Annotated in this window: 10 protein-coding genes and 1 pseudogene; 6 read left to right on the top strand and 5 right to left on the bottom strand. The window is 67.5% G+C overall.

The genetic code is table 11. The features are described 5' to 3' along the window. The first annotated feature begins 69 nt into the window (after positions 1-69). Entirely contained in the window at positions 70-771 is a 702-nt protein-coding gene (locus tag ACH35V_RS40600) for a tyrosine-type recombinase/integrase (RefSeq protein WP_395980221.1), read from the top strand. After that, positions 768-998: a tyrosine-type recombinase/integrase gene (locus tag ACH35V_RS40605; RefSeq protein WP_395980271.1), complete on the top strand. Its 231-nt coding sequence runs from the start codon at positions 768-770 to the stop codon at positions 996-998. Before ACH35V_RS40600 ends, ACH35V_RS40605 begins: the two co-directional genes overlap by 4 nt. Positions 999-1613: 615 nt before the next feature. Here ACH35V_RS40605 and ACH35V_RS40610 read toward each other — a convergent pair. Continuing rightward, positions 1614-3851 (bottom strand): hypothetical protein, encoded by a 2238-nt coding sequence (locus ACH35V_RS40610; protein ID WP_395980222.1) that lies wholly within the window; start codon positions 3849-3851, stop codon positions 1614-1616. A gap of 833 nt (positions 3852-4684) precedes the next feature. Next, entirely contained in the window at positions 4685-5632 is a 948-nt protein-coding gene (locus tag ACH35V_RS40615; RefSeq protein ID WP_395980223.1) for an AraC family transcriptional regulator, read from the bottom strand. Positions 5633-5749: 117 nt separating this feature from the next. On the opposite strand from ACH35V_RS40615, the gene ACH35V_RS40620 reads away from it, so the two are divergent. Then, positions 5750-6625 carry an NAD(P)H-binding protein gene (locus tag ACH35V_RS40620; protein ID WP_395980224.1) on the top strand — a complete coding sequence of 292 codons (876 nt, stop codon included), beginning with the start codon at positions 5750-5752 and terminating at the stop codon, positions 6623-6625. Positions 6626-7230: 605 nt separating this feature from the next. Here the strand turns inward: ACH35V_RS40620 and ACH35V_RS40625 are convergent. Then, positions 7231-7509: pseudogene (locus tag ACH35V_RS40625) on the bottom strand (transposase family protein); the annotation flags it as partial. Positions 7510-7740: 231 nt separating this feature from the next. Between ACH35V_RS40625 and ACH35V_RS40630 the strand changes: the two are divergent. Then, positions 7741-9222: a hypothetical protein gene (locus tag ACH35V_RS40630; RefSeq protein WP_395980225.1), complete on the top strand. Its 1482-nt coding sequence runs from the start codon at positions 7741-7743 to the stop codon at positions 9220-9222. A gap of 63 nt (positions 9223-9285) precedes the next feature. Here ACH35V_RS40630 and ACH35V_RS40635 read toward each other — a convergent pair whose 3' ends face one another. Together ACH35V_RS40635 and ACH35V_RS40640 are read right to left on the bottom strand one after the other, a co-directional pair. Then, on the bottom strand, positions 9286-9411 hold the full coding sequence (locus ACH35V_RS40635) for a hypothetical protein (protein ID WP_395980226.1): 126 nt from the start codon (positions 9409-9411) through the stop codon (positions 9286-9288). Between the two features lie 364 nt (positions 9412-9775). Beyond that, positions 9776-10330: a helix-turn-helix domain-containing protein gene (locus ACH35V_RS40640; RefSeq protein ID WP_395980227.1), complete on the bottom strand. Its 555-nt coding sequence runs from the start codon at positions 10328-10330 to the stop codon at positions 9776-9778. A 75-nt stretch (positions 10331-10405) separates the two neighbouring features. Here ACH35V_RS40640 and ACH35V_RS40645 point away from each other — a divergent pair, with 75 nt between their 5' ends. Further along, complete coding sequence (locus ACH35V_RS40645; protein ID WP_395980228.1) at positions 10406-11881, top strand: MFS transporter; 1476 nt, start codon at positions 10406-10408, stop codon at positions 11879-11881. Next, positions 11874-12845, top strand: a complete 972-nt coding sequence (locus ACH35V_RS40650; protein ID WP_395980229.1) for an RNA polymerase subunit sigma-70 — start codon at positions 11874-11876, stop codon at positions 12843-12845. Before ACH35V_RS40645 ends, ACH35V_RS40650 begins: the two co-directional genes overlap by 8 nt. The last annotated feature ends 999 nt before the right edge of the window (positions 12846-13844 follow it).

A 13844-nucleotide genomic window follows, 5' to 3' on the forward strand; every position in this document is an offset into this window, starting at 1 on the left:
GCCGCGTTCTGGGTGGTTGGCGCCAGTCGGCTCTGGCCTCGTGCTGGATCCGGCCGCAGCGTCCAAGGCATGACTTCATTCGATGATTTCGTGACAACGGCGACGCCCCAGCCCGGAGCCACCGCCACAGACGTGCTGCGATCGGCGACGGTCGCCTACCTGGCCCGGTACAAGGGCCTCTCACGGATGCACACCGAGTCAGACCTGCGGATCTACCTGTCCTGGTGCGCCGAACGGCAGCTGGAACCCTTGACGGCCAAGCGGGCCCAGGTGGAGCTGTACGTGCGGTGGCTGCAGGAGGTCCGCAGATTCCGGCCCTCCACGGTGTCCCGACGACTGTCGGTGGTCGCCGGGTTCTACCGGACCTGCGTGATCGACGGCATCCTGGAGCATTCGCCCGCCGAGCATGTCCGCCGTCCCAACGTCCCGCCCGAGTCGCCCACGCTGGGGCTGTCGCATTCGCAGTTCGAGGCCCTGCTCTCGGCTGCCCGCGCCTCGGCCAACCCCAACGACTTCGCCTTGGTGGCCATGCTCGGCCTGCTCGGGCTACGGATCTTCGAGGCCACCGGCGCCGACATCGGCGACCTGGGCGAGGAACACGGCCACCGGGTGCTGCGCGTGGTCGGCAAGGGCACCCGGATCGTGCTGCTGCCACTCCCGCCGGCGGTCGGGAGAGCGATCGACCGCGCCATCGGCGACCGGACAGCCGGGCCGATCCTGCTCAACACCCGCGGCAACCGGATGGACCGGCACGTCGCCACCCGCGCCTGAGACGCCTCGCGGCCGAATCGGTCGTATGGTTGCCGCGGATGCACCCGCACATGCTCCGGCACACCTTCGTCACCACCATGCTCGACGCAGGCGTCGACCTCCGCGACGTTCAGATCGCCGCCCGCCACGCTGATCCACGTACGACCATGCGATATGACCGGGCCCGCAACAACCTTGATCGCCACCCCAACTACATCCTCGCCGCCTACATGGCTTCCGGCACCTGAACCCGAGTTTCGGGCGCGGAACACGCTGGTCTGCCGAGATGAGGGCGCTGCGAACGACGATCGGGTGGCGGACGTGGAGCGGTGACGGCAGCATCGGCCGCTCCAATTTGGGCAGCCACCTTGCCGGTGTGTGGGCGCGGTTGTCGCTAGGCCGAGCCGGCAACCCTAGTCTTCACGGGGCTGACCGAGGGAGCCTGCTCTTGAGTGTCTGCGGTGAAGCCGTCACCCAACGCACGTTGGTCTCCCACCCTTCAAGGACGTCACGGGCCACCCCAAAATGGACAGGAATCACCCACAGATATTCCCACGTGTCCCGGGTTCCGCGCGGCTGGTTGTCTTGGTAGTGCTCACGCGCCCGGTCTCGGATAGCTCGCAAGTTCGGTCGCTCCTCAACACCTCGCTGAACGACTCCGGCGTATAGGCAGCGGTGCGCGTGGTCGAGCGCGACGTAGAGCGCGGATGGCCATGCCGGGAGGGCCCCGACCGTCCAGGAGCCTTCACGATCGCGTAGTGGATAGACGCAGCGCACCAGATCCGCCGGAGGCACAGCCAGTTGGCTCGCGGGGATGGAGGCGATGCGTTCAGCGAGGCCGGCAGTCAGGATCCACCCGGACCTCACGGGTCATCCTCCTCGTCTGGTGCCCGGTATACGTCCGGGGCTGGGGGCGGCGGGTCGAACGGGATCTTCCCGATGTCGATCGCCATCTTCCACACGTACTGCTGCAGGGACTCCCGGTCGCGCTCGGCTCCGAAATGGGGCAGCACCTCGCCGTCGAGGATCCGCGACAACGCCTGGGACGCGCTGTGGATCTTTGTTTGGAATTGTTCGAGCGTGACGGGCCTGGCGTCAGACGAGTCTTCGTTGTGGCGGGCTGCCACACGCCTCTTATTGATCTGGCTGCGGCGGCTGCTGGGCAGCCCATCGAACGCGACGTCGAACACATCCCACTCGATAGCCCGCTCCGGGAGCCCGTACGAGGTGACAACGTGCGGAACGCTGTCACCATCCGTGGCTACTTTCGGGACAGTGAAGCCGCGGGAGAAGTCCTCTGGGTCGCCGGGGACTCGTTCGGCCCAGTTGGCGAGGGCGTCTCCGAGCATCAGCCGGCCGGCCGCGGTCGCGCTGAGCCCTGCGATGATGGTGGGGGGCTTGGCCCGGTAGGGGGTGCGTAGCTCTCGGGGCTTGTCTGATTGCAGGTCCTCCTTGGAGCCGCGATCCCGCGTTAGCGCCTCCGCCACGATCAGGGCGTCGCCGCCCAAAAGGGCAAGTTCGGCACGAGCGTCCTCGTCCTCTTCAGCGCGCTTACGGAGATCCGCTATGGCCGCCGCTGCTGCCTCCTGGGGTGGAAGGCCGAGGCGGTCGGGGGAAAGACGGGTCAGGGAGACCGCGTTCTGATCTGCGGCGACGCGGTCCATCATCTGTTTGGTGATGGCTCCGCCGTCGGTCCATGCGTGGACCACCTGGGGGAAGGCCTGGTTGGTGTCCGACCGCAGGAACCGGGTGGCGAAGGTCGCCACGACCGCGCGTAGTTCGCGCATGAACTTGTCGGGGTCGTGGGGGTCGAGGGACAAGTACTCGGCGATGGCGGTGCGGATCACGGGCCCGGACTCGGCGGAGAGCACCGCTTCGATGAGGGCCGCACGCGCGTACGCGGGGTGGAATGGGAGGCCGGTGGCGCGAGTGAAGTCGGCTCCGTAGAGGTGCCCGGATAGGGCGGCGGCCTGCTCCTCGGTGAGTCTGCCTTGACGGGCTGCGGCGGAGAGGGCATCAGCGACGGCCTTCTCTCTGTCGCTGCCTCCGGTCCAAGGTCGGGTCCGCAGGTGGATCTGGGTGAGGAATTCGGTGAACCAGAGGGTGGTGTCGCACGGCTCGCCGGACCGGGTGAACGTGCCGAGCACGAGATTCACGGGAGCGAGTTGAGAGTGCAAGACCCGGATCTCACGACTGGTCGTGCCGCGGGTTTTGATGGTCTCCAGAGTCGAGTTCACCGTCTTACGCGATTGCGCGACCGCATCATGCGCGAACATCTGGCCGACGATCTGATGTGCCACCTCGTCGGTGTCCGCCCTGGCGAGGTTCTTGCCCGGGTCGTGCCCGAGCATGTTGCGCCAGGCCGAGACCAGACGAGACTGACCATCGATGACGACGATGATCATCTCCGACCGGCCGTCGTCGTAGTACACGCGCATCAGCATCGCCACCAGGGGCTCTTGGACCCCGGTTCGTGCGATGGAGCCGGACCAGTCATAGTCCAGCAGGTGGTACTTCACCATGCCGGTGATCATGCGTCGCAGGTCGACGGGCGATGGGAGGCGAATCTTTAGCAGGCCCGGAGCCGAGCCCTCCAGGGTGGGGTCGGTGACCTTCCCGCTGGTGAAAGTGTGCTGCAGCCTCGCCAGGAACCTCGGATTGACCACCAGGACTTTCAGCCCAGGCAGCAGGTGGAGAGGACTGAGGGCGGCTGTGGCATAACAGGTGTCCGTGGCCAGCCGCTGGAGCCGACCGACAGTGGATACGGCCGGCGGCGGCAGCTTCCGGCGGTTACCTGTTCGCCTGTTCTGGAGCTGCTCTGCGATCGCGTTTGGATGGACGAGCTGGTCCGTGACCTCGTGCGGGTGAGTGACACCGGAGATCAGTGCGGTGATCATTTCCGAGTCGAGCGTCACCGACGAGTGGGCCGAGGCTTCACCAGCGATGATCTTCAGCTCGGAAGGGGTCGGGACTGGCTGCATCTCCGTGAGGCCGACGGCCAGCGATGCGCCCTGCTCGGCTGTGAGCTTCCCATCTAGGTCGGGGTTCAGGGCTTCGTCGCGGTCCCCGCTGGGCGGGAAGAACTGGGGCTTGGTGGACACGGGGGTGCGCTCCCGTCGGGGCGCCTCGGTGCGTACCGAGGCTCATCTGACAACGGGCCCCTATAACGGGGCCGCTGCTCGGGACGTGATCCCACGACAGCGCCTGCCACCACGCGTGGACGCGAAGGCCGACCTGCTCGCAACAGTCACAAAGGACGCGTCTCGCATCGACCAGGGCGCAGGGGATGACCCGAAGGCTCGCTGTGCCCGATCGCCGCCGACAGGGTGGAGGCAAGATCACGACTCGCTCGTGCTGAGCAGCCGCCGCTGACGGTACGACGGCCTCCAGCTCGCCGCCCTCGAAACGCACGAATACGCATAGTTCGCGCAAACATCCGAGGATTCTTCAGGACCGCAACCCGCCGGAGAAAGGGCCCAAGCTCCTTGCGCCCCAGCACCGCCCGTAACGCAGCCGCCCTGCCATCGCAAGTCTCTTCCCGGAATGGTTCGAATTTTGGTTGGTTAGCTTTGAACCTGCCGGGAGAGTCCGGCCACAATCACACCCGCCCGGTGACGAGGCGATGCCGCCCCCTTCACGGGTCTTGCCCTCCGCCGCAGACGCTGCCGGCCCCGTTTTCTGTCCGCCCAACTCGCGCGGCACCGGCTCGGCCACCGCGCACTCTCATGCCGCTGGTCGCTTGCCGGTGCCGATGAGTAGAGCTGACGTTGAAATCGCGACGGCCCGGGGGCATGGATCGACGGCGAGTTGCATGGCGACGTCTGCGGTCTCGACGCCGACCATTCCGGGGATCAGCGTGCTTTTGCGTGCCCGCCCTTCCAGGTCGGCGGCGTGAGGATCCCGGTACCTGTGTGTGGTTGGGGGTTCCGGATGTTCAGCGCGTCACGGGGCGGTCGCTTGCGCGGTACTGCCTGGGTGATATTCCGCGGGTGCGTTTGAAGGCGACGCTCAAGGCGAAGGCGTTGGCGTAACCGACTCGGTGGGCGATGGTCTCGATGGTGAGGTCGGATGTGCGGAGCAGGTCGGCGGCCAGCGCCATCCGCCAGTGGGTCAGGTAGGTGATGGGCGGTTCGCCGACCAGCGCGGTGAAGCGGCGCGCGAGAGCGGCTCGGGAGCAGCCCACTTTCGCGGCGAGGTCGGCGATGTTCCAGGGGTGGGCGGGGTCGTCATGCATGAGCCGCAGCGCCGGACCGGCCTGCGGGTCGCTTTGTGCCCGGTACCAGCCCGGTGCTTGTGCGTCAGGACGGGCGAACCACGCGCTCAACGTGACGACGAGTGCGATGTCGAGCAGCCGGGCGAGCACGATTTCCTGGGCCGGGCCGTCGCGGCCCACCTCCCGCGCCAGCAGGGTCATCACCGGGTTCTGGGCCTCGGCCGCAGGCACCAGCACGATGTCGGGCAAGGCGTTCAGGAGTCGTTCGGTGACGTCGCTGCTGATCTGGTAGGTGCCGCTGGCGACGATCGCCGAGCCGTCGCGGGTGCGTCCGCTGGTGCGCGGTCCGAGTCGCAGAGCGTCGGTGACGTCCGTGCCGTCGGTGGTGGTCAGGCGATTCTCGTGGTGGACGACGATGTCAGGGACGGTGGCCGGATCGTCGCTGACGGTATAGGGATGCGGGCCCTTGATGATGGCCACGTCTCCGGCGCGCATCAGTGCCGGCTGTCCGTGGTCGGGCACGATCCACGCGTGCCCGCGCAACGTGGTGGCCAGGGCCAGGGCGGCGCCGTCGGCGATGCGCAAGGCCCACGGCGGCTCGAGGATCGCCTGGCAGAACGCCGCGGTCCGTGCGCGGACGCCTTCCAGGAGGTCGCTCAGGGGATCCACGGCACCATCGTAGACGCACAGACATGGAAATGCGCCTATCAGATATGGATCGGCTCAGCGGGTGCCGCTTGGCTGGACAGCGAACGTCCACCCCAAGCGAGCACGGAGGGAAAGCCGATGTACACGATCACTGGAGTCACCGGACATGTCGGAGCGGTGACCGCCCAGGAGCTGCTGGATCGGGGCGCACCGGTCCGGGCCGTGGTCCGTGACGCGACCAAGGGTCTGGCTTGGGAACAGCGGGGAGCACAGGCCGTGGTCGCCGACTTCGGCGATCGGGCGGCACTGGCCGAGGCACTCCACGGGAGCGACGGGGCCTTCATCATGCTGCCCACCATCCCGGCCTTCGGGGACGCCGAGCATCGCCGGCTGGCCGATTCGATCGCCGGCGCGGTCGGCGACAGCGGTGTCGCTCATGTCGTCATGCTGTCCTCGATCGGCGCCGAGTTGGCCGAAGGCACCGGGCCGGTCCGCTGGCTGCATCATCTGGAGAACCGGCTGCGGCAGACCGGAGTGCGGCTGACCGCGCTGCGTTCGCCGCATTTCCAGGAGAAGGTCGAGACGGTGCTCGAGGCCGCTCTGGGCGCCGGGATCTATCCCGTCTTCGGCGAGAACGCCGACGTCCCCACCCCGATGATCGCCACTCGCGACATCGGGAAGACCGCCGCCGCGGCACTGCTCGCACCTCCCCCGACCAGCGAAACCGTCGACCTGGTCGGCCCCGAGTACACCGAACGCGATGTCGCCGAACGACTGGCGGCCGTGCTCGGCAAGCCGCTCCAGGTGGTCACCATCCCCCAGGCCGGATGGATCGAGGCGATGCTCGACGCCGGTCTCCCCGCGCCGCTCGCCCACGAACTCGCGGCACTGTACGACGCGGACCAACGCGGCCTGTTCCACCCTCACGGAGACCGGGACCACGCGTGCACCACCGAGATCGACGAGACACTGCGGCACGTCGTCCAGACCGCCACCCGCACGCCCGCGACATAGAAAGGGCTGACCTCCGACCGCGCTCCACGGCCTGGACGCGTGAGGCAGAATCCTGGGGCCGGTGCTTCTTCGAATGCACCAACTCCTGCCGGCAAGCGCTCGAGACGAACGCACTCACCTGCCGCTGATCGGGCGCTCGATGGCGCTATCGAGGTTGGGCGTGGGACTGGCTGGCCCCGGCACGGCACAAACTCGCCCAGCGCAGCCCGGCCCGCCCGCCCGCCGTCGAGGACAGCTACGGGTGCCTAGGACACGCCTCGCGTGTTGAAGGATCTCTGACTTGTTCCCACAGCGCTGTACGTGGGGGCTCTCTGCCAGAGGCGGTGACCTCCGGGCGGTCGCTGCGGCCCACACGTTCGCGGGCCGCAGCGACCTTGGCGCCCGAACTAGCAGGGCTTGATGCCGGCGATGTGAACGCTGTCGGGGATGCTGGTCCAGTCTCTGACGGATGAGCGGGCCCGAATGTTGTGACACGGGGCGTCAGAGGAACCGATGATCGGTCGCTGGAGATCGAGCTCCCGAACCTGCACCAGAGCGCACAGATCCTCGGCGAACTCGAAGTCCGATGACGCCTGACCTCGTTGACGTAATCGGGTTTCGCGGAGTTGAAGGGTGTGGATTGCCTTGGCGATCCGTCCGGCCCGGAACGGGCAGCATCGCAGCTTACGGAGGATCCGCCATGCTTGGAGCTGTGCATTCGCGCGTTCGCCCGGTTCTCGCAGGCGGGCATGAGCCCGGTTGGCGTCCTTCTGGGACTCGGGCTTGCCGCGTCCCCGATAGGTCGTCAGGACGTGATCACCGGCTCCCTGATACGCCTTATCGGCCAGAACGAGGCTGCCCGTGGCGGCCAGGGCGCCGATGATGCCCCAGATCCGGGCGGCGGAGCCCGGACCCTCTTCGCGCTGAGCCGCGTCCGCTGGCGTCTGCATCCAACGGCGAAGCCGCGAGGTTACTCCGAATCATCATCCGGCGAGGTGCGTAATGTCCAAACATGGCACGGAGAGCTTCTCGTCGTGGGCGGGATATCGGGCACACTTTCCGGAATCCTGCGAGACGGCGTACCACGGGCCAGGATGTTCTGGGTGATGCTCGTCGCTGCATACAGAGGGGCTTGCATGGCGCTACTGCTCGTACTTCTGCTGACCGTTGGGGTTGTGGGCGCAGTCCGGGGCCTGCGCTGGATGATGTGGGGCACGAGATTCCTTAAGGGACACCCTGTGCCGGAGGACTTCAGGCGTCCAGGCCGCTTCGACGGTGATCCGCAGCGCCTGGGGTTCGTCCTTCTTCTGTACGGCATGGTGCTGATGGGATTCGGAAACTTCACCGCGCTCAGCGCTGGTTCGGCTCTCGTGAGGGGGCCCGAAGACGAACTCTCCATCGGGGGTGAGAAGTTACGTCTCTTCTCCGCTTCGTCCAGTCCGTGGCTCGATGTCGGCAAGGTCATCGTCATCAACTGGATCGTGATCAGCGTCCTTCTGGTGGCCCGCATATTCGGGAGAAGGCGGGAGCAGGACGGTCCATCCACCGGCCAAGGACAGTCCCCATCCACCGGCCAAGGACAGTCCCCGGTCAAGGGCCGGTGGTTGATCGCCGCAGGCACGCTGGTGTGTCTGGCGACCGCGATCAGCTGTGTCTACCTGACATTCCAGGTGGGATTCAGGAACGGAGCGGAGGGGCCGCTGCTCATCCTCACGCCGCCCATCGTGGTCTTCATTTCGCCCCTCGTTTACATGGCGGGCCTGAACTTGCGCCGCCGGGGCCGTCGGCACCTCACACCGACCATTGCCGAACCGGGCGAGTTGGCGACGGACTCCTACGTCCTCTACCTCAGGTCCTTCACCGATGATGCCGCCTTCGACAGGGTCCAGGACCGCGCGGGCTCGCCAGTCATGCATCACTTCTTCATTCCGGGCCGTAGCGAGGAGGAACAACTGGCTGATGCGGTGAAGAGGCTTGGCCCACTGGTCGCCGTCGGCCAGCCCGGCGAGACCCTGCCCTACGCCGGTGCCCGGCGTCTGTATCTACCCGAAGTCGGCTGGGAGAGCGTGGTGAGTCGTATGATCGCCGACGCTCGCCTAGTCGTCCTCTCCCTCGGCCCCGGGCCCGGCACCATGTGGGAGTTGGTCGAGGCAGCGCGGATTCTGCCGCCCGAGCGCCTGGTGCTGCTCGTGCCCATGCAGAAAGAGGAGTACGAGGAGTTCCGTACGAAGGCACACGAGCGGCTACGGGCGCTGCCCAACCCGCCATCGCTGCCCCCGTACACCCCCGACCCCCGGCAGAAATACTTTGGCGCGTCTCAGCGGATGAAGGCGCTCATCCACTACGGCCGGGCACCCGACGGCCGCACCTGGCAGCCGTACTTCGTCTGGCTGGAGGCCGAGCTTATTCCGATGCTGCGGTTCGCGGAGTTCCGCAACAAGGTCTACGTGGCGCTCAAGCACGGGCTGCGGCCCGTCGTCGACCACTTGACGACCGGCCGGGCGAAAGGGCCCCAGCAGTTGCCGTCCCTCAACGTGGCGGGCCGTGTCGGCGTCCTCATCGTGACCTTGGTACTCGTCGTGCTCATCGCCTCGTGGTGCAGTGGGGCAGGAGGGTGAAGGGGTAAAGCGGCGGCGTTCAGTTCCGACCGGTGGGCCTGTCGTCCGCGCAGGCCCGTGGTGCTAGCCGATGTCCTGATTCGCCCGGCGTGCAGCGATGCGGATGGCCTGTGCGTACGGGGCGTCGAAGGAGCGCGTTTCCGGGTCGAGTTCCTGGAACGAAACCAACGCCTTGTAGGTACTGTCCACCAGCTGTACTCAGGCGGCCCAGGCATTGGACGTCCCCCTCAGTGAATGCAAGCGGAGGCATCCTGGCCCTCGCCCTCAACAACGTCTGGCGATGATCCCTGAAAAAAGCCTCACTGACTCGACGTGGCCAGGGCTACACCCCTGCGGGTCACCACCACGCCGGAAGCCCACAGCCAACTCCTCACCGCTGCCAGCCGCTCGACAACGCCACGGCGATCTCGGCACAGCGCAAGGTCCGCCGCGAGTAGAACCGCGTCAACACCCTCGGTGAGTGACCAGATCCCTGGAAACCTACTGGCGGGTTACTTGTTCCCTGGTGTCCGGGCTAGGACTCCGGGGCCGATCAGGGACAGAGGGGGCACGGTCAGCCTGCTCTCCCGTCTCCTTGCGCCACACCTGTTGCCATCCGTACTTGGTCTTGGCTGGCCCTGGGGCTGAGGTCTCGGTGTATCAGCTCTCGCGGGGAGACGTTCAGGGCGTCCGCGATGGCGAAGATGCGGTCGATGGAGACGCTGTGGAGTCCGGTTTCGACTTCGGCGTAGTAGGAGCGGTCGATGTCCGCTCGTCTGGCCGGCTCGGTTTGGGTGAGCCCGGCGGGCCGCGTCGGCCGGGAACGCTGGCAGGCGAGCAACGCCCCGACTGCCGAGATGACCGCCGCGACGTGAATGTCCTTGTGCGCCTCGACTCCCAATATGACTTCATCTGGGTCAGTGGTCGAGCGACCGCGGAGGTCGTGTTGGAGGCGGTCATCGGACTCCTTGTACGGCGTCAGGGGTGATGGCCGACGCGGGGCCCGGAGCGACGCTGGGCCCGGAGCAGCGGTCGGAACTGTGACGGGGCTCTTGTCCGCAGCAAGGCCCTGTCGGGACGCGCCTGCTCCGGTCCGGCGGCGGCAAGCACCGACTCGATCCCCCGACATCGAACGCTTGAGCGATTCCTTTTCGCGACGGTGGCCGTCTGCATGGTCGTTGTTCGATCAGCGGACGGAGGAGTCATGACGGTTGCCGAGGCGAAGTCGATCGAAGGGGCCACGCGACGACCGCGGTTGGGCCTGGTGGTGCTCGTCGTGCCGACGGTGTTGCTGATGGTCGATTTCAGCGTCCTGTATCTGGCGTTGCCGGGACTGGCCGCGGACTTGAGGCCGAGCGGCACGCAGCAGTTGTGGATCGTCGACGTCTATGGGTTCATGATCGCTGGCTTTCTGGTGACGATGGGCACGCTCGGGGATCGCATCGGGCGGCGGCGGTTGCTGCTGGGCGGCGCCACGGTGTTCGCGGCGGGGTCCGTGGCCGCGGCGTTCGCCGGGAGCGCGGAGATGCTCATCACCGCGCGCGCCGTGATGGGGATCGCCGGTGCGACCGTGGTGCCGTCGACACTGGCGTTGATCAGTGTGATGTTCACCGAGGGACGGCGGCGGGCGATGGCCATCGCCGTCTGGATGGGCGGTCTCCAGGGCGGCCTGGCGGCCGGGCCGCTCATCGGTGGGCTGTTGCTCGAATGGTTCTGGTGGGGTTCGGTGTTCCTGCTGGGCGTCCCCGTCATGGTGCTGACCGTGCTGGTGGGCCGCGTGGTACTCCCAGAGGAGAGGAACGCGGACGCCGGACGGCTCGATCCCTTGAGCGTCGTGCTCTCCTTGGCCGCGATCCTTCCTCTTATCCATGGGCTGAAGGAGCTGGCGCGGCATGGTTGGGAGGCCGGGCCCGTTCTGGCTTTGGTGGTGGGTCTCGGGTCCGGGGCCGTCTTCGTGCGCCGGCAGAGCATCCTGGACGACCCGCTGCTGGACCTGGGGCTGCTCCGAAACCCGACGTTCCGCTCGGCCATGATCGTCTATGGCGTGCCCGGCATCACGGGCGGCGGCACGTTCCTTATGCTCACGGTGTGGATCCAGATGGTGGGCGGGCTGTCGCCCGTGCAGACTGGGCTGGCGCTCGTACCGGCCAGCGTCGCCATGGTCCTCGGCTCGCTCACGGCTCCTTGGCTCGCCCACCGGTTCGGGACGGGCAGGGTGATCACGGCGGGTCTGGCGGTCAACGCGGCGAGCTACCTCCTCATCGTCGCCCGGCCCGGCGACCTCGGGCCGCTCATCACGGCCAACATCATCGGCGGACTCGGCATCGGCCCGATGACGGCGCTCATCCCTGATCTGGTGATCGGCTCGGCGCCGCCCCGGCGAGCGGGGTCGGCCGCGTCGATCATGCAGACCAGCGGGGAGCTGGGTATCGCCCTGGGCGTCGCCGTCCTCGGGACGATCGGGATGGCGGTCTACCGCGGCGGTGTCGACGGCCCCGCGCGGGAGAGCATCGCCGACGCGGTCGCGGAGTCGGCGCACCTGCCTGCGGCGGAGGCCGCCGAGCTTGTGGCCACGGCCGAGCGGGCGTTCGCCTCGGGCCTGGCCGCCGTCGCCGCGATCTCCGCGATCGCGATCGCCGGATGCGCCGTCCTCGCGGCCAGGGTGTTCCGCCGTGGCTGAGTGGCTGACGGGGGAGACCTTCGAGCAGTTCGTCGGCCGGCACCGGCGTGAACTGCATGTGCACTGCTATCGCATGCTCGGTTCGCTGGAGGACGCCGAAGACGCCGTTCAGGAGACGTTCCTGCGGGCGTGGCGCGGCCGCGACGGGTTCGCCGGACGGTCGAGCGTGCGCGTGTGGCTCTACCGGATCGCGACCAATGCCTGCCTGGACGCGCTCGAGCGGCGACCTCGGCGCGTCCTTCCCCGGGATCTGTCGGGGGCATCGGATCCCGAGCGGGTGCCGCCTGCGCCGTCCGATCACGCATGGCTCGGCCCGTACCCCGACCGGCTGCTCGATGTCGAGGCGCCGGACGCGGATCCGGGCAGTGTGGTCGTCGCGAAGGAGACGATCGAGCTGGCGTTCATGGCGGCGATCCAGCATCTGCCGCCCCGCCAGCGCGCCGTGCTGATCATGCGGGACGTGCTCGGCCGGCCTGCGGCCGAGACCGCCGACCTGCTCGGTATGAGCGTCGCCGCCGTGAAGAGTGCGCTGCAACGGGCCAGGCCGACGCTGCAGGAGCATCTCCCGCGGCGACGCGAGGAGTGGAGCGGAATGCCGGGTACGTCCAATCTGGTCAGACGATATATGGACGCGATCGACCGCCAGGACCGCGCGGCAATGGCCGAGCTGCTGAGCCAGGACGTCCGCGTGCAGTTCCCGCCACGCGGACTCTGGTACGCAGGCCGGGACGCCTTCCTTGCCGGCAGCGCGAAACACGCCCGCGCCGGGGACCTCAGAACGCTGGCCACCGCCGCCAACCGCCAGCCGGCGGTCGCGCTCTATCTGCGTGCCCCCGGCGACACGCTCTTCCGGCCGATGGCCGTGGAAGTGCTCCGCATCGAAGGCGGCCTGATCTCCGAGATCGTCGACTACGACCGCCCGGAGCTGTTTCCGCTCTTCGCGCTCCCTCCAACGCTGGAGTGACCCCGGCGCCCGGGGAGCACGTCAGGCGGGCGGTGACCAGGCGGGTGTCGAAGGCGAAGATCACCGCTTGGACGCGGCCGCGAGCGTCGATCTCGGCGAGGACCCAGACCGTCACCGTCGAGTCACCGAACTCGGCAGTCGGGGCTCGCGCCGAGAGACGAGCGCCAGGACCACCGAGATTCGGCCAGGTTTCGTGCGACAGGACACGCCCGAACGATCGACACCGCGAACTAAGCCCCAGCCGCCATCTATAACTGGGAGCCGCCATCTATACCTGGGGTCGCACCTCTCCCGTGTGCTCCCCGACCAGCTCAACACCGCCACAAGCTTGATCGACTACGGCAACCGGCGAACCGCACTCGCAAACTGGGAAATCCCCACCGACCACCGGCACGACCTGCTCGAACAACTCATCGCATCACGCCCAACCTTGCGCCGACGCAGTTGGGGAAACCGCAAACGTCGTGCAGCATCCGTCCTGGTCTGGGCAGCCATCACCCAAGGGGGCTAGCATCTCGCTCCACTAATCAGCAACGAGCACCGCCGAGCCAACGGTGGCAAGTCGAACATGCTCATGTTCGACAGCCGGCAGGCCCGCTACCGGATCCGCCAAGACCCCACGGGCCCACCGCCGCACTCCATCCCTCCTCGGCTCCTACGCCCTCGAACTCACCCACAAGATCGATAATGGGCACCTGCGACCCCAGCTAAAGATGGCGGCTGCGGGAGTGGCGACCGGCGACGTTGCCCGGTCTCCCAGGTTTAGTTGGCGAAGCTTCCCAGTTCTTGTTGGCGGCTCCGTACGCGATCTCGATTCGGGATCACATCGGCGACGGAACCCGGCCCGCACCGGCGGGCCGGGTTCAATTCCCCCGACTCCGGCCGCATTCTGCGTGGCCTGCGAGCTAGCCGCGTAAGCAGGGGTACTGCTAGCTCCCAAATCGGTGGCGCTGGTGGTGCACCCCCGACGAGGGCAGCCAATTCCTCCCACCCCCGCAC

The sequence above is a fragment of the Actinomadura sp. 1N219 genome, from assembly GCF_044326405.1.
GTDB lineage: Bacteria > Actinomycetota > Actinomycetes > Streptosporangiales > Streptosporangiaceae > Spirillospora.